At 47.9% G+C, this 21,588-nt stretch carries 17 protein-coding genes; 14 read left to right on the top strand and 3 right to left on the bottom strand.

Annotated features, from left to right (window positions below; all coding sequences use genetic code 11):
• Positions 1–2: 2 nt before the first annotated feature.
• From G5315_RS05025 to G5315_RS04960, 14 genes are all read left to right on the top strand, one after another.
• Complete coding sequence (locus tag G5315_RS05025; RefSeq protein ID WP_421263457.1) at positions 3–1,262, top strand: glycosyltransferase; 1,260 nt, start codon at positions 3–5, stop codon at positions 1,260–1,262.
• A 16-nt stretch (positions 1,263–1,278) separates the two neighbouring features.
• On the top strand, positions 1,279–2,388 hold the full coding sequence (gene wecB, locus G5315_RS05020) for a non-hydrolyzing UDP-N-acetylglucosamine 2-epimerase (RefSeq protein ID WP_421332619.1): 1,110 nt from the start codon (positions 1,279–1,281) through the stop codon (positions 2,386–2,388).
• Complete coding sequence (locus G5315_RS05015) at positions 2,385–3,470, top strand: glycosyl transferase (RefSeq protein ID WP_421332618.1); 1,086 nt, start codon at positions 2,385–2,387, stop codon at positions 3,468–3,470. The genes wecB and G5315_RS05015 overlap by 4 nt, the downstream gene beginning before the upstream one ends.
• Positions 3,471–3,502: 32 nt before the next feature.
• Positions 3,503–4,270 (top strand): glycosyltransferase, encoded by a 768-nt coding sequence (locus G5315_RS05010; RefSeq protein WP_421332617.1) that lies wholly within the window; start codon positions 3,503–3,505, stop codon positions 4,268–4,270.
• Complete coding sequence (locus G5315_RS05005) at positions 4,270–5,226, top strand: UDP-glucose 4-epimerase family protein (protein WP_421332660.1); 957 nt, start codon at positions 4,270–4,272, stop codon at positions 5,224–5,226. The genes G5315_RS05010 and G5315_RS05005 overlap by 1 nt, the downstream gene beginning before the upstream one ends.
• Positions 5,226–6,251 (top strand): MraY family glycosyltransferase, encoded by a 1,026-nt coding sequence (locus tag G5315_RS05000; RefSeq protein ID WP_421332616.1) that lies wholly within the window; start codon positions 5,226–5,228, stop codon positions 6,249–6,251. The genes G5315_RS05005 and G5315_RS05000 overlap by 1 nt, the downstream gene beginning before the upstream one ends.
• The gene (locus G5315_RS04995; RefSeq protein ID WP_421332615.1) at positions 6,248–8,230 is read left to right on the top strand and encodes a polysaccharide biosynthesis protein; all 1,983 of its coding nucleotides are present in this window, start codon (positions 6,248–6,250) and stop codon (positions 8,228–8,230) included. The genes G5315_RS05000 and G5315_RS04995 overlap by 4 nt, the downstream gene beginning before the upstream one ends.
• 30 nt (positions 8,231–8,260) lie before the next feature.
• Entirely contained in the window at positions 8,261–9,517 is a 1,257-nt protein-coding gene (locus tag G5315_RS04990; protein ID WP_323912956.1) for a lipopolysaccharide biosynthesis protein, read from the top strand.
• Between the two features lie 8 nt (positions 9,518–9,525).
• The gene (locus G5315_RS04985) at positions 9,526–10,293 is read left to right on the top strand and encodes a glycosyltransferase family A protein (protein WP_421222175.1); all 768 of its coding nucleotides are present in this window, start codon (positions 9,526–9,528) and stop codon (positions 10,291–10,293) included.
• 1 nt (position 10,294) lies between these two features.
• A complete protein-coding gene (locus tag G5315_RS04980; protein WP_227340921.1) occupies positions 10,295–11,389 on the top strand; it encodes a glycosyltransferase in 1,095 nt (364 codons plus the stop codon).
• The gene (locus tag G5315_RS04975; protein ID WP_421222177.1) at positions 11,386–12,519 is read left to right on the top strand and encodes a glycosyltransferase family 4 protein; all 1,134 of its coding nucleotides are present in this window, start codon (positions 11,386–11,388) and stop codon (positions 12,517–12,519) included. Before G5315_RS04980 ends, G5315_RS04975 begins: the two co-directional genes overlap by 4 nt.
• Positions 12,520–12,537: 18 nt before the next feature.
• Complete coding sequence (locus tag G5315_RS04970; protein WP_421222178.1) at positions 12,538–13,818, top strand: sugar transferase; 1,281 nt, start codon at positions 12,538–12,540, stop codon at positions 13,816–13,818.
• Positions 13,819–13,835: 17 nt separating this feature from the next.
• Entirely contained in the window at positions 13,836–15,563 is a 1,728-nt protein-coding gene (locus G5315_RS04965; protein ID WP_421332613.1) for a Wzy polymerase domain-containing protein, read from the top strand.
• Between the two features lie 460 nt (positions 15,564–16,023).
• A complete protein-coding gene (locus G5315_RS04960; protein WP_216954269.1) occupies positions 16,024–16,434 on the top strand; it encodes an H-NS family nucleoid-associated regulatory protein in 411 nt (136 codons plus the stop codon).
• Positions 16,435–16,996: 562 nt separating this feature from the next.
• On the opposite strand, the gene G5315_RS04955 is transcribed toward G5315_RS04960, so the two are convergent.
• From G5315_RS04955 to macA, 3 genes are read right to left on the bottom strand one after another with little or no spacing between them, the layout of a single operon-like run.
• Positions 16,997–18,361, bottom strand: a complete 1,365-nt coding sequence (locus G5315_RS04955; protein ID WP_323912944.1) for an efflux transporter outer membrane subunit — start codon at positions 18,359–18,361, stop codon at positions 16,997–16,999.
• Positions 18,362–18,363: 2 nt separating this feature from the next.
• A complete protein-coding gene (locus G5315_RS04950) occupies positions 18,364–20,337 on the bottom strand; it encodes a MacB family efflux pump subunit (protein WP_421332612.1) in 1,974 nt (657 codons plus the stop codon).
• Positions 20,334–21,497 (bottom strand): macrolide transporter subunit MacA, encoded by a 1,164-nt coding sequence (gene macA, locus G5315_RS04945; RefSeq protein ID WP_421332610.1) that lies wholly within the window; start codon positions 21,495–21,497, stop codon positions 20,334–20,336. Before macA ends, G5315_RS04950 begins: the two co-directional genes overlap by 4 nt.
• Positions 21,498–21,588: the final 91 nt, after the last annotated feature.

The following is a 21,588-nucleotide window of genomic DNA, read 5'->3' as shown; positions in this document are numbered from 1 at the left end:
ATATGAAAGATTATTTAATTCGGTTTTTATATAAGGTGGCTAAAAATATATACTGGAAGTTGCCTTCTCCATTACGTAATAAACTGGTTGGTGAAGCGCACTCAGTAGTGCGGCAGTTGAGATCTCTCGGTGGAGGTAATTACAAAAAAGTAAGTTGTGTGGACATTAGCTGGCATTTATTTAATGAGACGGTATTGTCTAAAAAGGATGATACTAAAAAAATTATTGTTTTTGAAAGAAATATTGATTGGGATATACCATTATTTCAGCGTCCACAGCATTTATCCGTTGCATTGGGTAATCTTGGCCATATAGTTATCTATATGACCACAGGCGATGGAGTAAAAGGGTTTCGAAATGTGGCTACTAATGTATGGTTATCAAATGATGAATCTGTTGCATTGATTCCTCATGCATACCACATTTTCCTAAGTACATCCTTAATGGCATCATCAAGAACGATAGAAAAGGTAAAAAAAAGTGGTTATGTTATATATGATTATGTTGATCACATAGATCCATTGATTTCTGGTAGTCAGCGTGAAATTTTACGTTTGCTCGATATGAAAAAGAAAGCTTTTTCTGGTTGTGCAGACTATATTATCACTACTGCTAAGCAACTATACATGGAAGCAATCACACATGTGGATAGCTCTATATGTTCATATATACCAAATGGCGTTGACGTTGAGCATTACAGAAAAGCTATAAATACTGACTGTGTTTTGCCTGACAATTTGGTGGCATTTCGGAGTAAATATAGGATAACTGTTGGTTATTTCGGCGCGATGGCACCTTGGTTATGGTATGAGTTAATAGACTTGATTTCTTCCAAAATGCCAGACTTTGGGTTTATTTTTATCGGGCCGGATTATCAAGGTGGACTGGAGAAACTTCCTTTAAAAGATAATATTATATATTGTGGTGCAGTCGAGTATAATAACTTACCATCATATGCTAAGTTATTTGATATTTCTTTTATTCCATTCGAGCCTAGTGAAATTGCTAGTTCAACGTCCCCTCTGAAGTTGTTCGAATATTTTGCCTTGGGGAAACCAGTAGTTGTTACAGAATGTATGAATGAGTGCACAGTTTATGAAGAAGTCTTTTCTGGTGCAGATGCTTTAAGTTTTATTAAAGCTATCAAATTGGCATCGCAATCTATTGGTGATGCTGAATATATAAGTAAATTGAGAGAGTTGGCTGAGAAAAATAGTTGGAGTGTTCGCGCAGAGCAGTTTGATAGAGATATTCTGAGTTAATACATTGGGAATCAATATGAAAAAAATAATGTGTGTTGTTGGCACTCGGCCAGAGGCCATTAAGATGGCTCCAGTGGTTAAAGCGTTACAGAATGCTGATGACTTTGATGTTATTGTTCTGGCAACGGCTCAGCATCGCGATTTGTTAGATCAAGCGTTTGCCCTATTCAATATTCAAGCGGACTATGATCTTAATGTGATGACTCCGGGACAAACGCTACCAGAGCTGACATCACGTCTAATGTTGAGCATAGATAAAACGCTGGATGAGGCGAAGCCCGACATGGTTATCGCTCAGGGTGATACAACAACAGTGTTTGTTACCGCTCTTGCATGCTTTTACAAAAAGATACCGTTTGCGCATCTGGAGGCAGGGCTAAGAACTCATGATCTATATTCTCCTTTCCCTGAAGAGGCAAATCGAGTACTAGCTGGCCACTTGGCATGCTTGCATTTTGCACCAACTTCCGTTTCCAGAGAAAATCTGCTTCGTGAGGGAATTTCACAAGAGCAGATTACTGTAACTGGAAATACAGTTATTGATGCACTCCTGGAAACAGCCAAGACTGACTTTAATCTTGGTATCGAGATCCCTAAAGATAAGCGAATTGTATTAGTAACATCTCATCGAAGAGAGAACTTTGGTCAACCAATAGTAAATATTTGTAAGGCGATTTTGGAGTTAATAGAAAAGCACGAAGATATTTATGTGCTTTTCCCTGTGCATCCCAACCCGAATGTCCGTGAGGTTACTGATCGTTATCTGCGTGGCCATGAGCGTATACAGCTAGTTTCACCATTTGACTATGGTCCATTTGTGACGGCGATGAAGTCCGCATATCTTATTCTTACGGATTCAGGTGGTGTTCAAGAGGAAGCTCCGGCGCTTGGTAAGCCTGTACTGGTTTTGCGTCGTGACACAGAGCGTCCTGAAGCCGTAACAGAGGGGGTTGTCAGATTAATAGGTACAGAGACAATAGATATTGTTCGTGAAGCATCTCAGTTACTATCCGATAGAGTTGCATACGCTAAGATGGCAATTGGTGCATCGCCTTATGGCGATGGTAATGCTAGCAAGCGTATTGTAGAAATAGTAAGAAATTACTTTAATAGCAAGCCAATATGAGACTAGTATATATATCACCTGTACCTTGGCGTAGTATAAATCAACGTCCCCACTTTTTTGCGAAAATGGCAGTTAAGTATGGAGTTGATGAGTTACTATGGGTTGAGCCATATCCAAGCCGATTTCCTAATTTTGGAGATCTTCTGCCGGGGCGTCATGCCCCGGAACCATCAGGTCTTGCAAATATAGAACATGTGGAGATTGTTTCGGCAGGTTCTTTAATTCCATTAGAACCTATTGAAATATTATTTGATTTCTTCAATGGTAGTCGTATTAATAAGTTAATTAACTCAATTCTTGATTTTGTCGGAACGGAAGAGGCTGGTATTGTTATAGGTAAGCCATGTCGCCTTTCTCTTGCTTTACTCAAGGCAAGAGACTGGGACTTCTCCTGTTATGATGCTATGGATGACTTTCCATCTTTTTATCATGGCCTATCTAGAACACACATGACTCTAATGGAGGCTAATCTCATCAAAGAGGTTGATATTATAATGTGTTCTAGTCATGAATTATATGACAAGTTTATTCATGATAAAAAGTTGCTAGTTTTAAATGCATGTGCTGATGGGTTAACTAAAGAGCAAGATGTTGACAAAGGTCAGGGGCATGTTTTTGGTTACATTGGAACGATTGCTAGTTGGTTTGATTGGAAATGGTTAATAGAGCTAGCCAATTTAAATCCAACATCATCTGTTCATCTATTTGGCCCTGTAAAGAGCAGACTCCCGACATGTTTGCCAAAAAATGTTATTTTGAAAGGTGCCATACCTCATAGTCAAGTCATGTCAGAAATCTCGAAATTTGATGTGGCAATCATCCCTTTTGTTATCAACGAGATTACCCGGTTTGTTGATCCAGTAAAATACTACGAATATGCGCTTGCCGAAATACCTATTCTCTCGACTAACTTTGGTGAAATGGTTTGGCATCATAGAGAGATTATAAATAAAAGCAATTGTCATTATTCTATACCTAGCGGGACATTATTTTTCGAGCATGACCATATGAAAGCAGGAGTACCCAGATGGAGTGAGCGTTTTGCCGTTTTATTTGATGAGGTTTTTCAAAGTTGCTCTTAATATCAATGGTGTTGTTTAACCCTGATAAGATATTGTTAGGTACAGTTTTTGATAAGATTTTTGATGCATTGAACTCATTCAATCGTCATGATTTATTTACTAACCTAGTTGTTATTGATAATAGTAGTCAACCATCAAAAGAAATCAAAGAATATATAGAATCCATCCAATGCTTTAACTCAATAAAATATATTGGCCGTGATGATAACCCTGGCTTTGGGTGCGCACACAACCAATCCATGCGATATGATAGCAGTTTAAAATACCACCTCATCCTCAATCCCGACTTGGAAGTTGCCCCAGATGCACTGAAAAATGCACTCGAGTTTATGGAGCAACATCCGGATTGTGGATTATTGACGCCTTTCGCTACATGGGAAGATGGTGAGGTACAACGGCTTTGTAAACGCTATCCAACCGTATTTGATTTACTGTTGCGTGGTTTTGCGCCCGCGTTTGTGAAGAGGTTTTTCCAGACGCGCTTGGCGAAGTATGAGATGGCAGATCAGCTCAACAATCGTGACGTGCTGTGGGACCCACCCATTGTCAGTGGTTGTTTTATGCTGTTTCGCACAAATGTTCTGCAGCAGCTCGGAGGGTTTGACCCTCGCTTCTTCCTCTATTTTGAAGATTTTGACATTAGTTTGCGGGCAGGAAAGATCAGCCGGATTGCTTATGTCCCTCAGGTGAAGGTTGTTCATCACGGTGGGCATGCATCCCGCAAAGGCTGGCGCCATATATGGATGTTTGGGCGTTCCATGGTGACTTTCTTCAATATTCACGGTTGGCGTTGGTGGTAATGGCAGATATCAAAAGTACAGTCTTGGTGACTGGTGCCAACGGATTTGTAGGCAAGGCGGTCTGTGAACACTTGCTGGCTCTGGGGGCGAATGTTAAAGGAGCGGTGCGAAGTCTCCCGCTGGCTTCTTACCATCTTCATGCTCCCTCTCTGACTGCTGATGCCAGCTGGACAGCCCAATTGCAACAGGTGGATGTGGTTGTTCACTGTGCTGCCAGGGTGCATGTGATGTCGGATACCGCGACAGATCCCCTGGCAGCATTTCGAGCGGTGAATACAGAGGGCACCCTCGCTCTTGCCCGGCAGGCTGCTGAGGCAGGAGTTAAGCGCTTCATCTTTATCAGTTCGATCAAAGTGAATGGCGAGCAGACCGAGCCTGGCAAGCCATTTGATGAGAATGTGCAAAGTCCGCCAGAAGATCCCTATGGACGCTCGAAGTATGAGGCGGAACAGGGGCTGATGGCACTCGCAAAAGAGTGTGGTATGGCTGTAACCATCATCCGTCCTCCTCTTATTTACGGGGAAGGGGTGAAGGCTAACTTTGCCAGCATGATGACCTGGGTGCGCAATGGGATCCCGCTCCCTTTTGCCCGTTTGACCAATGCGCGCAGCCTGTTGGCGTTACCTAATCTGTGTGACTTTATTGCCCATGCGATGGCGCACCCTGCCGCAGTGAACCAGGTCTTTTTAATCGCAGATCCTGTCGCAGTGTCGACGTCTCAGTTGTTGGCGGCGATTGCAGAAGCAGAAGGCGTTAGCTGTCGGCTCTTTTATCTCCCACCAGGAGTAATAAGAGGGCTTGGACGCTGTTTGGGGATTGATTCCAAGCTACAACGGATTTATGGCTCTCTGGAAATGGATACCCGCAAGGCTCAGAGCCGATTACAATGGTCGGCACCCTATTCGCTTTCTCAGACCCTATCTCTGATGGCGTCAATCCATAGTGAGTCGTCTTGATGCTGGCATTTGTTTTGTTGTCGATATTTTGTCTTTTTCTTTCAATCACCATGACCGGCCTGCTCAGGCGCTACGCCCAGACCCGTTTACTTGACCAACCCAATCATCGCAGTTCACATCAGGCGCCCACCCCGAGAGGTGGTGGCATGGCTATCGTGGCGACCTTTCTGCTGGCAGCCCCGTTGTTTGTAACCCTGATCCCACTGCCCTCCGGCTTATCCCAGAGCAGCTTTGCATTGATATGGGCTGCGGCGCTGGGCATTGCATTGGTTGGTTTTATCGATGACCACATCTCTCTCAAGCCTCGAACCCGCCTGATTGTGCAGAGCATGGCGGCCGCTTTGGTGGTATCTGCGGTTAATGGTTTGCCAGCGCTGACCTTCTTTGGTTGGCAGCTGGATCTTGCTTGGTTTGGTTACCTGCTGGCCTGGCTGGGGGTGATCTGGTTTATCAATCTCTACAACTTTATGGATGGCATCGATGGCTTGGCGGCAGGTGAAGCCGTTGTCGTCTGTCTGTTCATGGCGTTATTTCACTATCTGGTTGGGGGAGAGTGGTCGTCTGCCAGTTTGATCCTGCTACTGGGGATTTCGGCTGCGGGCTTCTTGTGCTGGAATTTTCCACCCGCCAGGATCTTTATGGGGGATGGTGGCAGCGGATTTCTTGGCTTGATGCTGGCTTCCCTGATGCTGCTGGATGCTGCTTCTTCACCTCAATTCCTGTGGGCATGGCTCGTCATGCTCGGAGTCTTTGTGGTTGATGCGACCTGGACGTTGCTGAATCGCTATCGTCTGAAATGTCGTCTGAGCGAGGCTCATCGTACTCATGGCTATCAATATCTGGCGAGACGTTGGCAAAGTCATCGAAACGTGACCTTGGCTGTGCTTCTTATAAATAGCCTCTGGCTTGCGCCGATCGCTGTCATGATTGTATTGGTCCAGCTCGATGGTGTGATCGGTCTGGTCATTGCCTACTTGCCGTTAGCCTTTCTTGCGTATCACCTGAATGCAGGAGTACCAGAATGAGAAATGAGCTTTTACCCGGAGGGGGCTGGCTACTGACTTGCCTGGGCTCCCTATCACGAGCCAGTAAGCGTGTCATCTCTGTCGCCGTTGATATGCTCTTGATCACCATGACCTATTGGGGAGCGTACTGGATCCGGCTTGAACATAACTGGCCCATCGATAGCCCGCATCACTGGGCACTGCTTGGCGCAATTATCATTGTCAGCATCAGTTTGTTTGTACGGCTGGGGCTGTATCGCGCAGTGCTCCGATATGTCAGCTTTCGGGTCTTATGGACAATCTCGCTAGGGGCATTTCTTTCAACCTGTTTCTTTGTTCTCTCTGCGTTTTACTTTGATATCTTTCTGCCCAGAACGGTATCTGTTATCTATCTCTCCTTTTTGGTGCTGCTGGTTGGTGGTGTGCGGCTGTTTTTCCGGGCGCTGCTCAATAGCACCCGTCTGGCTCGTACCCAGGTGTTGATCTATGGCGCGGGTTCTTCGGGTCGACAACTGCAAATGGCCTTGTTGCAAGGTAATGAGTTTTATCCCGTCGCCTTTATTGATGACGATCCCGCCAAACAGGGATGCGTGATCCAGGGCTGTACCGTTTATCACAGTGCTCAGTTGCCAGCCCTGATTGACCACCATGGGGTACAGAAGATCTTGCTGGCTATGCCGAGCAGCACCAGAGCGCGTCGTCAGGAGGTGATCAATGCACTTGAGCCCCTCTCTTGCGAAGTGCTCTCTATCCCGGGAATGGCCGATCTGGTCAATGGCTCGGCTCGCATAGATCAGCTCAATGAGGTTTCCATCGACGATCTGTTGGGCAGAGATCCGGTAGAGCCGGTGACAAAATTAATGGAAGCCAATATCACAGGCAAAGCGGTCATGGTAACCGGTGCCGGTGGCTCTATTGGTTCTGAGCTCTGTCGCCAAATCTTGCGGTGCCGTCCATCCACTCTGGTACTGTTCGAACTATCCGAATACGCCCTCTATGTCCTGCACAAGAACCTGCGGGAGCAGTGTCAGCGTGAAGAAATCGAAACGGATCTGGTGCCGTTACTGGGGTCAGTGCAGCGCCAGCATCGTCTCAAGACGGTGATGCAGAGCTTCAGGATCCAGACCGTCTACCATACAGCTGCTTACAAACATGTCCCGCTGGTTGAGTTCAACATCATTGAAGGGGTACGTAACAATGTATTCGGCACTCTTTATGCGGCACAGGCGGCCATTGAGGCTGGGGTGGAAACATTCGTGCTGATCTCTACCGATAAAGCCGTGCGGCCAACCAACACCATGGGGGCCAGCAAGCGTCTGGCCGAGTTGATCTTGCAAGCCTTGACCCGCGAGAAGCACAGCACCCGTTTTTGTATGGTGCGTTTTGGCAATGTTCTTGGATCTTCCGGCTCAGTGGTGCCGTTATTCAGACAGCAGATAGATAAGGGGGGGCCCATCACTCTGACTCACCCCGATATTATCCGTTACTTCATGACCATACCTGAGGCTGCCCAGCTGGTGATCCAGGCTGGCGCCATGGGGGAGGGGGGCGACGTCTTTGTGCTCGATATGGGGCAACCGGTACGGATCATGGAGCTGGCCAAGCGCATGATACGCCTCAGCGGCCTGACACTGCGTGATGAGCAGCGTCCCGATGGTGATATCGCCATAGAGGTGACGGGGTTGCGGCCGGGCGAAAAGCTCTACGAAGAGTTACTGATTGGTGATGATGCCAGAGGAACCGAACACCCCAGGATCATGGTGGCACAAGAGAGCTGGCTGCCCTGGTCCCGACTGCGCCCCTTGCTGGCCTCGCTGGATGATGCTTGTCACCGTTTTGATCAACAGCAAGTGCGCGAGATCCTGATGCATGCTCCTGCTGCATTCGAACCGACGGATGGTATCTGTGATCTGGTGTGGCTAGCGAAGCAGCATACAATAACGGAGAACATCGTGAAGCTACCAGTACACAATGTTAATTTTTTGCTGGCTAGAAATTGAGTTACCTGTTTCTATAATGAGGCAACTTGGATGCGATTAGGCCTGGTTGTGGCATTTTATCGAGAATATGCCGCAATTATTACTAATGTTAGTATTCTATTATTTGAAAAAATGGTGACCATTGGGTTGGTTTTTTTTTGCGAGGGGGTAATTAGTCATCTACTCGGTGTGTCATTATATGGGAAATGGCTATATTCGCTCAATGCCGTCATTTTATTGTCATCAGTTACATTGATTGCCGGCTCGGAAGTTGTTGTTCCGGCATTAGTTCGGCATCCTCATTTGCGTTGGAAGATACTATCTTCAGTATTTGTTTTTCGTCTACTTTTCGCTTTGGTTGCTTTGCTTGTCACATTAGTCTACGCAAATTTTATTGTCGCAGATCAAGATGTAAGATTAATGCTGATGCTATTGGCACTGGCGCTCATTTTTAATGAACCATTTTCAGTAATAGCCAACTACTATCAAGCTACCACAAATATAGGTATTGTTGTAGCGATTCGTCTTGCAATTTTATTATTAAGGGTGCTTTTGGTAAGCCTCGCTCTTTTACTTTCATCTTATTTCATCATCTATTCAAGCAGGGCAATAGAAGCAATGTTTTTAGCTATGTCACTGTGTTGTGTTATTTATTTTAGAGGTGGCATCTGGGACTGGCATAAAAAAGTGGCAGTGGTAATGTTAAGTCGAGGTGGGGCGCTCTGGGTCCCATTAATGCTTATGCTGATTTATATGAGAATTGATCGCTTTTTCATCGAGCATTACTTAGGGTATGAACAACTAGCCATGTATGGTGTAGCTAGTCAAATGCTAGAGCAGGGCGTACTTGTACTTGGTATAGTTGTGCAGTCTATAGCCCCAATGATGTTATATGGGCGCAGAGTAAAAAAAATACATACGGTCTGTTTAGGGCTGTTATTAGTTGCATGTATCTTGCAATTAATGGGTTGGTTATGGCTACATGAAATTGTCTATTTTATCTTTGGAAAAGATTATGAGTTAGCAGCAGAATTAGCCATTATGATGTTGCCTGCGCTTTCTTTTTTCGCTGTGGATAGCGTTTTAATGCAACGGTTATACCGTGACAAAAAATATTTTTTGATAATGTGCAAGTGGTTCTTTCTCTTAATTATAAGCATGTTCAACTATTGGTTGTTGCTAAAAGTATTTCGTTCCGGTGACATTTACATCGTTTACATAACTAATGCTTTTTTGATGATGGCTGCGACGATGTCGATATACTTCATTCATCAATATAAAGGTTGCGTGTGTAAGGTCGTGCAATGATAACAATAATGACGCCAACTTATAACAGAGCATATGTTTTACCAAGGTTGTATGACAGTTTGTGTCAGCAGACAAGGCGGGACTTTGAATGGCTTGTAATCGATGACGGTAGCACTGATGGTACCGCCGAGCTTATTTTTGATTATAGAGTTAAATCTGACTTTCCAATCAATTATTTTTATAAAGAAAATGGAGGGAAGCATCGCGCTATAAATGAAGGTGTGGTTCATGCGACCGGTGATTGGATTATCATTGTGGATAGTGATGACTTATTAACTGGTGATGCTGTTGCCAAGCTATATGATGTTATGAATCATATTGGCTCGGAATTTGTTGGGATGTGTTTTAGAAAAGCAACATTATCTGGTCATATGATTGGTATCTCCGACACCGCATGGAGCAAGTCAATGGTAATGCAGCCCATCATGGCAGGGCATATATTACAAGGTGACCTGGCTTATGTTTTTCGCACTAATGTTATGCGTGAGTTTCCTTTTCCTCAGTTCCCGGGCGAAAAGTTTGTACCAGAGTTATATATATGGAATAAAATTGCCGATATAGGTAAGATAGTTTTTTATGTAGACCAAGTAATATACTTGTGTGAATATCTTCCTGATGGCTACACCTCAAATTTTAAAAAAAATCTAAGAAGTAATCCATGTGGTTTTGGTTTGTTTTATAGAGACCAGGTGATCCGAGATACTCGATTGTTCGGCAAGGTCAAAGCATGTGTCAGAAGTCTCCAGTGCATTCTTTACTGTTGGTTGAAGAAATAGCATGAAAATTGCGATGGTAATCACAGGCCTTGGTATGGGGGGCGCTGAACGACAAGTGTGCGATTTGGCAGATCAATTTATTAGGTTGGGCCACCATATATTAATTATCTCGATGACCGGTGAAATTAGCAATCGCCCACATTCGACTGCAGCAAACATCGTTTCACTGCAGATGAGGAAAACTCCATTTAGTGTTTTCAAAGCATACTGGCAGGCGATCAGGTTACTTAATCAATATAAACCGGATGTGGTGCATAGCCATATGGTGCATGCAAATATTTTTGCTCGGTTATTACGATTGTTTGTATCATTTCCGAAGCTTATCTGCTCTGCACATAGTGTTAATGAGGGAAGAGGGTGGCGGATATTGGCATACCGGCTTACCGAAAGGTTATGTGATCTTAACACAAACGTAAGCCAAGAAGCAGTTGAGGCTTTTATTAAACAAGGTGCGGTATCTGCCGGGCGAATGAAAGTCATGTATAATGGTATTGATACGGAGCGTTTTTATTTTAACGCCACAGTCAGAAATAAATTACGCTCTCAGCTTGGGATTGATGACAATAACATATTGTTAATTTCAGTAGGCAGACTGACCGCTGCCAAGGACTATACAAATTTGCTTGTTGCATTTGCGATGTTATCTTCGAGATCCAATAATGTTAAGTTGGTCATCATAGGTGAGGGTGAGGAAAAAGAATACTTAACCACAATCGCTAGCGCACAAGGGATTAGCGAGCGAGTTCATTTCTTGGGGCTGCGCTATGATGTTGAAGATTGGATGAGTGCAGCAGATATATTTGTGTTGTCATCAGCTTGGGAGGGGTTTGGTTTAGTTGTGGCTGAGGCTATGGCTACTGAGCGGGTAGTGGTTGCCACCGATTGTGGTGGAGTGAGGGAAGTGGTTGGCTCTGCTGGATTGCTTGTCCCCTCTAAAAATAGTCAGCAGCTATTTACCGCGATTGAGCAGGCTATGATGCTTTCGCCGCTTGAGAGAGAGGTGATGACTAGGGAGGCTCGGATTCGGGTTATTAGCCATTATTCAATAGAGACTATCTGTCTGCGTTGGTTAAATTTGTACCAGGACTACACATGAGCAAACATCTTTGTATGGTGAGCAATACAGCGTGGTCAATGTGGAATTTTCGCCGCGGATTATTATCTGCACTTATACAACATGGATATCGCATAACCATTGTTGCTCCACCTGATAATACAGTTTTTTCGCTCTGTGATTTGGGGTGTTCATTTATACCGTTGGCACTATCCCCTAAAGGAGTCAACCCAATTGTTGAACTAAAATTAATATTTGATTTCGTAAGAATATATAGAAAAATTAATGCGGATTTAATTATCCATTATACGGTAAAACCAAATATATATGGTTCTTTTGCTGCACATCTTTGTCGCACACCTGCCTTGGCTATAACCACTGGGTTAGGATATGCCTTTATGAATGATGGTTGGGTGCCCAAAGTAGTAAGGTTGCTTTATAAATTCGCTTTTAAATATCCTAAGCTAGTCATTTTCTTAAATGAAGATGATCGCCTTGAATTTGTATCAAGACAGTTGGTAGATGAAAGAAAGACTCTGTTACTGCCTGGCGAGGGCGTTGATTTGAGTTTTTTTTATCCTTCAGAAAAATTTGCTGAAGATGACTCGGTTAGTTTTTTGCTCATTGCTCGGTTGTTATGGGATAAGGGGATTGGAGAATATGCAGCAGCCGCAAAGCAGATTCATATTCGTCATCCAAACATAAAGTTTAAATTGCTAGGCGATGTTCAGGCTGATAACCCACGAGCGATCGGATATGCACAGTTGCATGAATGGATCAATGACGGTGTGCTGGAATATCTCGGTACTACACATGATGTTAGGCCTATCATAATGGAAAGTGATTGTATTGTGTTACCTTCTTATCGCGAAGGATTGCCAAGAACTATGATCGAAGCTGCTGCAATGGCAAAGCCAATTATTGTTACCGATGTTCCTGGATGTAGAGATGTACTGCTACATGAGAAAACCGGGTTACTCTGTCAAGCTAGAAATGTTTCATCATTGGCTGATGCGATGATGACATTCATACGAATGACTACAGCTCAAAGAACCTTGATGGGTAATGCTGGGAGGCAATTAGTTAGTGCCAGATTCGATGAGAAAAAAATCATTGGCATATATTTTGACATATTGGCTCAGCATATCGATGGCGCTCAGCCCTGTGGTTGATAACTAAATGAGTTTTTCATGATAAATAATAGCTATTATCCATATGGTGGTCGTTGGTATGACCTTGTACGGTTTAATTATACAATAATGTTCTTTTTTACATCCTTGGTGTCAACATTATTACCTGCATTTTTGTTTTGGGGCGAGGACTTTTGGAATTTCCTTGATGATGTAAAAATAAATTCACTTTTAGGAATCTTTATAACATGTATTACTGCTGGTTTTTTCCTGAGTCGAGTGCTTTGCTATCCTGGAGTTAATGCTTTATCTTATATGATTCCAACAGTAACCGCTGTGTATGGAATATTATTCGGTGTGTTGCTGCTGTTTCGTCTTGAGTATAGTAGGCCAGTAATTATAAGCTCGTATATATTGGTTTTAGTATCTTGCTGGCTTATTTATTACTTAGGGGCACGATCTGGCAAGGTTAAGTATTCTATCATCCCGGTTGGTAATTATCAGAAACTGTGTGCCTTGACTGCTGTTGAATGGAATATTCTTCACAAACCAGATTTTTCTCTGTTTTGTGGTAATGCCGTAGTTGCTGACCTTCACTCATCTGATTTGACGAGTGAATGGCAAAGGTTATTAACTGATTTCGTTTTGTTAGGGATACCAATCTATCACAGCAAAACTATATATGCATCATTAACAGGCCGAGTGAGCGTTGAGCAATTATATGAAAATGACTTGGGTTCCGCTATTCCCTCGTTGTTTTATTTCTTTTTAAAAAGACTAGCTGATCTTTTGGTTGTTATAATTGCACTCCCCTTTTTTATGCCGGTGTTACTTATAACAGCAATATTAATAAAGCTGGAAAGCCCTGGCCCTGTTTTCTTTAAGCAAAAGAGAGTTGGGTTGGGTAATAAAGATTTTGTAATATATAAATTTCGTAGTATGCATGACAGTTCATCATCAGACAATGCATATTTTGCTCAGCAGGTTGACAAACGGATTACTCGTGTTGGTAATTTTATTCGTAAATATAGAATTGATGAGCTCCCGCAATTCTTTAATGTTCTTAAAGGGGATATGAGCTTGATTGGTCCTCGGCCTGAACAGCGTTTTTTTGTGGAGAGGTTTGAGTCTGAATTACCATTCTATATGTATCGTCATATGGTTCGTCCTGGTATAAGTGGATGGGCTCAGGTGATGCATGGCTACTCAGCTGATACAGATAGTACTCGTATAAAATTAGAATATGATTTTTATTATATTAGAAACTTTTCGCTTTGGCTTGATCTATTAATAGTAATCAAAACTATTAAAACAATGCTGACAGGGTTTGGGGCTCGTTGAGTATACGGAAATAATATATGAGCAGCTTGTATTGGATTTTATCTTCATTATACTGGTTACTTGGAGTGCATTTTTTTATGCACAACCCGGGAGGAGCAGGGCTATATCTGCCCTTTAACGCATGGGGATGGGTGTTTGCCTCGCTGGCTATTGGATTAGGATTGTGGCAAGTGACGTTACGCCAGCGTCTGCTCTTTTCTCCATTACAAGCGGGCTTATGGATAGGGGCACTCTTGCTACTGCTGCCGATGTTCTATCCAGGTTTTGCACTCAGGGATTATGCCATTCCAAGATTATTGGGGCTTTTTGCTGGTCTGCTGTTTTTATTCGGGCTCTATCAATGGCGCTTCAATCGGTTGCAGCGTGATCGCTTGCTCTATATCGTCCTGATAGCGATCGCGATGGAGGCTTTGCTCGGTCTGATACAGTTCTATCTGTTGACACCCGGTAACTGGATTGGCTACGACACTAAAACCAATCGTCCTTACGGGATCTTTCAACAGCCAAACGTGATGGCAACCTTTATGGCAACTGGTCTTGCCCTTGCTATTTGGCTGGAATTACGCCGAGAGGGTGGTCGTTTTCTGATGGCTCTGCGCTATGGCGTCATTCTATCAGCAACACTGTTGCTGGTTGTTTTGCAATCCCGAGTGGGTCAACTTGGCGGTCTGCTAGCTCTGTTTTTATTGATACCGCAACTCCATCGCCATCGAGTGCTATGGCGTATGTTGGCGCTGGTTATTTTTGCGGTGGCCCTTGGCCTGCTATCACAGTACTGGATGGCAGGAGCAAAGCGCGGGTTGGAGATTTATCAATCTGGTGGTATGCGATCTATTTATTGGCCTTATGCAGCCAAGCTGATTGCCGAAGCACCATGGAGTGGTTGGGGATACGGCAGTTTTGAATCTGTTTTTCTCCATCACTACATGGCTGATAAGGCGCTGAATCCATCTATGGTGCAGATTGAGTACAATCTTGACCATCCCCACAACGAATTCCTTTATTGGGCTGTTGAGGGAGGGGTGGCTCCCATGGTTGGTATGGTGATTATGGGGGGCGCATTATTGTGGCGGCTGACGAAGGTGCGTTGGGTAAATGCCATGGCACTGCTTGCCCTGGTGACACCGATATTGCTCCATACTCAGACGGAATATCCCCTTTACCATGCAATCGTGTTGTGGTGGTTGTTGCTGACGCTGATCTATGTCGTTGACACCGAGATTGAAGAAACCCGTTTCGTGAGTTGCGGTAGCCCATCGTGGTTGGACATTGAGTATCGCCCCTGGTTGTTGCTCCGATTTATGGCAATAGCTATCCCTCTATTGATTGTCCCATTTATGCTGACAGCCCTTCATACTGCCTGGGTCGTCACCAAATACGAGCGGGGAGGTTATAAGGAGCCGACGCTCTTGCTGGAGATTATCAATCCTATGGCATGGCTGACACGAGTTGAATTTGATGTGAACTCGGTTCGTCTGATGGTCGGTTTGCAGACAAACAACAAGGATGAACTGGAAGCTTATCTGGAGTGGGGGCAGGACTTCGTACTTCATACACCACGAGCTAATATATACGCCAATATGGTGACAGCACTTAACGCTCTGGGTCGCAAAGAGGCAGCCGATGCGATGCGTCTGGAAGCGCTCAGGCTCTATCCTGCGGAACCTCTGCTGAGTGGCTCTGTAGCTATACCGGTGATCAGTGGTGTTGATCAATCGGCACAAAGTAATGCTCGCGCAAATTAGCGTAATTTAACAACCGGGTAAGATCGGTTATGTTAAAAAACAGATTGTTTATTTGTCTTTAGATATATGGGTTGATGTTGTAAGTTCATGATTTTTATGGATAAAATTATGGCCTTTTAAGTCGTCGTTGCTGAGGAATTGCTTTGTGGCTTTTTTATTTCACCTTGCTTGATGGGTAACTGGGCGGGGGGGAGGGCATATCGGGTGTCACTATAAAGAGAATCTTCTGACTGCATGTAGTGGGATATTAATGAGCCCTGTAATATCTGAGATCATCATCTGTCAGATTGTATAGCAATCACAACTGAGCATTGATTTGTTATCACGCTTCGCGTCAAGAGAGTATGGTGAGTGAAAAATAAAAAAAAGGAGTGTAAATACAGAAAACGGTATGTTGTTATCAATTGTCCATGCTATTCTTACACGGTAATCCCTGTGACCGACTTTTTGTGAGGAAATAATGAACGAGTTTCTGAAAGTTCTGCTGAACATTCGCAGTCTGCGTGCGGCTGTTCGTGAGCTGCCGTTTGAGCAACTGCTGGAAGCTAAAGAGAAGTTTGACCTGGTTTACCAAGAGCGCGCCGATTCTGTTGAACAGGAGCGTGCTGAACAGGAAGAGCGTCAGCGCAAGCTGAATGAATTCACCGAAATGCTGCAGCAGGCTGGTATTGATCCTCGTGAGCTACTGGCGACTGCCGCTGCTCCGGCTGCTGCAACTGGCGCTGCCAAGAGCAAGCGAGCTCCGCGTCCGGCTAAATACAAGTACGAAGAAGATGGCCAGGAAAAAACCTGGACCGGTCAAGGCCGTATGCCGAAAGCCATTGCTGCTCAAGTCGCATTGGGTAAAGACCTGAACGATTTCCTGATCTAATTCGTCAGGTTCAGAGATTGAATAATGCCGCCCTCGGGCGGCATTATTTTTGCCGTTTTACTCGTGGTTATCCAACCAGTATTTCCACCTCATTGTTATCTGCATTCCTCGTTTGTATCCTTTCTCTCTCGCCTTACCCGCAGTTCCTTTACTCAATATCATTCGTTGTTTACGATTAATTTTGTCCTGTGGCTCACCAACGCGATATCGCTATTTGTATGCGTTGTGCTGATACGAGCTTCGGATATGTTTCTCACGATTCACGATTCACGATTCACGATTCACGATTCACGGTGCGTCGTTCGGCAAGAGTAGAGCTCTCTGCTGATGGAATATCCGGTAATCGTTATCTCCGGTCAGGGGGCGTTAGGTATAGAGAGAGCCGCAAGGTATGGCCGGTATATTCAGGGTCGCCGATGCATGTAATTGGCTGCGCTGCCATGACTGCCCCTGATAATGGGCAATGAAGTTCGGCTGCAGTGTGGGAGAGGAAATTCTGTATGGTCTATGGCGATGATATTCCCCACTCTGTAGGCAGAGTGGGGGATAGCCAGGTGAAGCGCTATCGGGGCGTCACGCTATCGCTGCCACCCAGGGCGCGATAGATTTTGGCTGTGGTGGTGAGCTGCTCTTTTTGCTGTGCCAGCAGGCTCTGCTGGGCATCCCACAGTCGGTTCTGCTCATCAAGCCAAGCTTGCACGCCGGTCGCACCCGCCTGGAAGCGAGCCTTGGCCAGTCGTTCGGCCTCCCGGGCATAACTCAGCTGCTCCTGCAGATAATCGAGCCGCTGCTGGCCATAGTGGCGGGCGGCCAGATTGTCTTCCACTTCCACCAGTGCAGTGTAGAGCTGCTTGCGAAACTCGGTTTCGGCGATCTGGTAATCCAGCTCCGAGCTTTCAATGGCGAGCTGGGTGCGGTTGTATTCAAGGAAGGGGAGGGCAAGGCTGGCTCCCAGCGTACCGACCGGATTTTGCAGCACTTGCGCCAATCTATCGGATGCGGTGCTGGCGCTGCCGGTCAGGGTCAGGCTGGGGTAGAAGCTAGTGCGGATCTCATCCCCTTTAGCCAGCGTCTTGCGCAGCCGCAATTCGGCCGCTTTGACATCGGGGCGGCGGGCCAGCACATCGGCCGGAATACCCACCGCAAGTTCAGGAATGGCCTGCTTTGCAAGGGAAGCGGGTGCATACTCCAGCGGCCCGCTGCTGCGGCCCAGCAACAGACGCAGGGCATTGCGAGCCTGTTCCTGCTGCGCCTTGAGGGAGGCCAGCTCAGCCTGCTTGCCTGCCAGTTGCTGGCGTGCCTGCGCCAGATCGAGTCGGGTGATGGCGCCTGCCTGGTATTTGGTTTGGGTCAGCTGCTCGGTTCGCGTCAGGTTGGCCAGCTGCTGTTCTCCGAGTGCGATGGCAGAGCCGAGATAGCCGAGTTGCCAATACTGCTCCAGAGTATTGCCAATCAGCAGGAGTCGGGTGCTGGCGAGATCCTGCTCGCTTGCCGCCGCCTCCCAGCTTGCCTGATCTCGCACCGAGGCAAGCTTGCCCCACAAATCCACTTCGTAACTGAGGCTCAGCGAGGGGCCCAGACTGTTGGTGCCTTTGCCGCTTTTCAGATCCTTGTTGCCACTGGCTGCGATAGTGCCATTGACCGAGGGGGTGAGGTTGGTATCGGCCTGCTCGGCGCCCAGTCTGGCGCTTTTGAGCTTGAGGGCCGCCACATGCATGTCCGGGTTGGCGGCTAGAACCGCCTCGACCAGTTTGTCGAGTTGGGGATCATGAAATTCCCGCCACCAGAGGCCAGCCTGCGCAGCCAGTTGGGCGCCCTCTGCCTGTTGCCATGTGGGGGCGATCGCCAGCTCGGGTCTTTGATAGGTGCTGTGCTGACTACAGCCGCTGAGGGCCATAGAGAGAGCCAGCCAGGAGAGTTTGTGCATTGTTATTCCCTCGCCAGTGCGACAACAGGGTCGAGCCGCGCCGCATTGCGTGCCGGCAGGTAACCAAACAGGATCCCGATGAGTGACGAGCAGCCAAAGGCCATCAGGATGGAGAAGAGCGAGAACTGCATCTTGATGGAGTCCACCAGCAGTGCAAAGAGCGCACCAATGCCTAGCGAGAGGCCGACGCCGAAGATACCCCCCAGCAGGCTCACCATCACGGCTTCAATCAGGAATTGCTGCAAAATATCCGACTGGCGGGCGCCCACGGCCATGCGAATGCCGATCTCGCGGGTGCGCTCGACCACTGACACCAGCATGATGTTCATCACGCCCACCCCGCCGACGATCAGCGAGATCACCGCGATGGCCGAGACCATCAGGGTCATGGTGGCGGTGGTTTTCTCCACCGATTTGATGATGCTGTCGCTACTGAAGGTGAAGAAATCCTTCACCCCGTGACGCTTGGTGATCAACTCGATCACCGCCTGCTCGGCCAGTGCCGGTTGTACCCCGTCTTTGACCCGGATGGTGATCTGGCTGAAGTGGTGCTGCGAGATGAGGCGACTCATCACCGCGCTGTAGGGCAGCCAGATATTGACTGACTGGCTGGTGGGGCCAAAGCCGGTCTCCTGCGAAACCACCCCGACAATCCGCACCGGCAAGGTGCCGACCAGTACTACCTTGCCTACAGGATCCTCCTTGCCAAGCAGGCTGGTAATACTCTTTTTGTCCACCACGGCGACGGCGGCACGCTGCTGGATATCTTGCCACTCCAGTAAGCGACCACTGACCAGCGTCATCCCTTTCACCTTGAAATAATCGTTACCGACCCCGGTCACGTTGCCGCTGTTGGTCTTGTTGCGGTAGCGCAACTGGCCGGAGCTGCCGATCTCGGGGCTGGCGCCCGCAAGATAGGGTTGCCCCAACAGGGCATCGAGATCCCCCTTGTTGAGGGTCTGGATGCTGGCCATCTTCTCATCGCCCCATCCTTTACCCGGGAAGATTTCGATGGTGTTGGTGCCCATCGCATTGATCTGGTCGATCACCTTGGCGCGCGCCCCCTGACCAAGAGCGACCACGCTCACCACGGCGGCGATACCGATGATGATGCCGAGCATGGTGAGGAAGGTGCGCATCCGGTGGGCGAGCATGGCATGGATCGCCATCCGTCCCGCTTCCCGATAACGATCCCAGTCGTGGCCCTTGGCGCCTGTAGTGGGCTCTATTTTTTGAGGGGCTACAGCGGTGGCTGGAGCCAACACGGCCGTTTGGCAGGGGCCGCTATCTTGTTCAATCCGACCATCCTTGAGAGTGATGATCCGGTCGGCATGGCTGGCCACGTTCATATCGTGGGTGACCAGAATGATGGTATGGCCCTGAGCGTGCAGCTCCTTGAGGATTGCCATCACCTCCTTGCCGCTCTGGCTATCCAGTGCGCCGGTCGGTTCATCGGCGAGGATCACTTCGCCGCCATTGGCCAGCGCCCGGGCGATACTGACCCGCTGCTGCTGACCGCCGGAGAGTTGGCCAGGGGTATGGTGGCTGCGATCGGCCAGACCCAGTCTGCCCAGCAGCTGACGCGCGCGCGCCTGGCGATCCGGGCGACTGGTGCCGGCATAGACGGCGGGGATCTCCACGTTGGCGGCGGCATCGAGATGAGGCAGCAGGTGGTAACGCTGAAAGATAAAGCCGAAGTGGTGGCAGCGCAGCCGGGCCAGCGCCAGCGCATCCATGGTCGCGGTGTCCTGACCGCGAAACAGATACTGGCCGCTGCTCGGGCTATCGAGACAACCCAGCAGGTTCATCAGGGTCGACTTGCCGGAGCCGGACGCGCCGACAATGGCGATCATCTCTCCTGCCGTGATGGTGAGATCAAGAGGGTGGAGCACGGTGACTTCGCTGTCGCCGCTCTGGTAGCGTCGCTCGACCCCTTTCAGCTGGATCAACGGCAGCTGGTTCAGGGGCTCACTCATAGCATCACCGCCATCTCATCATTGTCGGCGGGGGCTCCGTGATTGAGCTGCACCTCCTCCTTCTCGCTCAGCCCGCTGATCACCTCAATGCGGATCTCATCCTTCATACCGGTCTTGATATGACGGGTTTCGGTCGTCTCATCTTCCTTGATCACGGTGACTTCATACTCGTTGTCACCCAACGACTTGCCGAGGGCGGTTTGCGGCACAGTGAGCACCTGCTTGCGCTCGCCGAGCACTATGGTCACCTGGGTGGTCATTGCGACCCGCAGGGTATGGTCGGGATTGGGCACATCGAACAGGGCGTAGTAGTAAACGGCCGCATTGCTGGTGGTGGTGCCGGTGGTAGCCTGATCGTTGATGTTGGTGGGCGCTAACTCCACGGCGCGAAGCGTACCCTGATAGCGGGTATCCGGATCGCCGATCAGGGTGAAGTAGACCGGCATGCCGGCTTTGACCTTGGTGACATCAGCTTCGGAGATCTGCGCCTTGACCGTCATGGTCTCGAGGTTGGCCAGCTTGAGCACGGTCGGCACCGTCTGGCTGGCAGCCAGGGTCTGGCCCTGACGGGTCACAATGCTGATGACGGTGCCATCCATCGGTGCCAGGATCTTGGTGTAGCCCAGTTCGGTCTTGGCCCGATCAACCTTGATCAGGGCGTTGTCGATATTGGCTTGGCTGTTTTGCAGTTCGGCGCGGGTGACCGCCAGCAGGGCCTCGGCACTCTCCAGATCGGCCCGTGAGCTCGCCTCCTGCTTGAACATCTGCTGCTGGCGCCGCCAGGCGAGCTCGTTCTGTTTGAGTTGTGCCTGCTTGATCTTGAGCTGGGCGCGGTTGCTGGCAAGCTCCGCCTCGGCCGTCTTGAGGTTGTTCTGGGCAATCAGGGGATCGATCTCGGCCAGCAGGTCTCCCTGCTTGACCTGATCACCTGCCTCGACGGCCAGCTTGGTGACTTGACCGGAGACCTGGGCCCCCACATCCACCTGCTCCACGGCCTGCAGCACACCACTGGCCAGTACAGTTTGGGCAATATCCTCGCGGGTCACCTGAGCGGTCAGCATCGCCTTGGGTGGTTGACTGGGCCAGAGCAGCCAGCCGAGGAGCACCACGGCGATCAGCATGGTGATGGCCAGGGTTCTCTGCTTGGGGGTCATGTTCATCGATCACCTGAATGGAAACGGAAAAGGTTGTGCGCGGCGATTATCCTGCAGCAAAGCCCTGATAAATAACAGCCGCAAATATGTAAGCAAA

This window comes from Aeromonas sp. 603607 (assembly GCF_049171595.1).
GTDB lineage: Bacteria > Pseudomonadota > Gammaproteobacteria > Enterobacterales > Aeromonadaceae > Aeromonas > Aeromonas veronii.
Note: the sequence above shows the minus strand (reverse complement) of the source record. Positions and strands in the feature narration are given on the sequence as shown.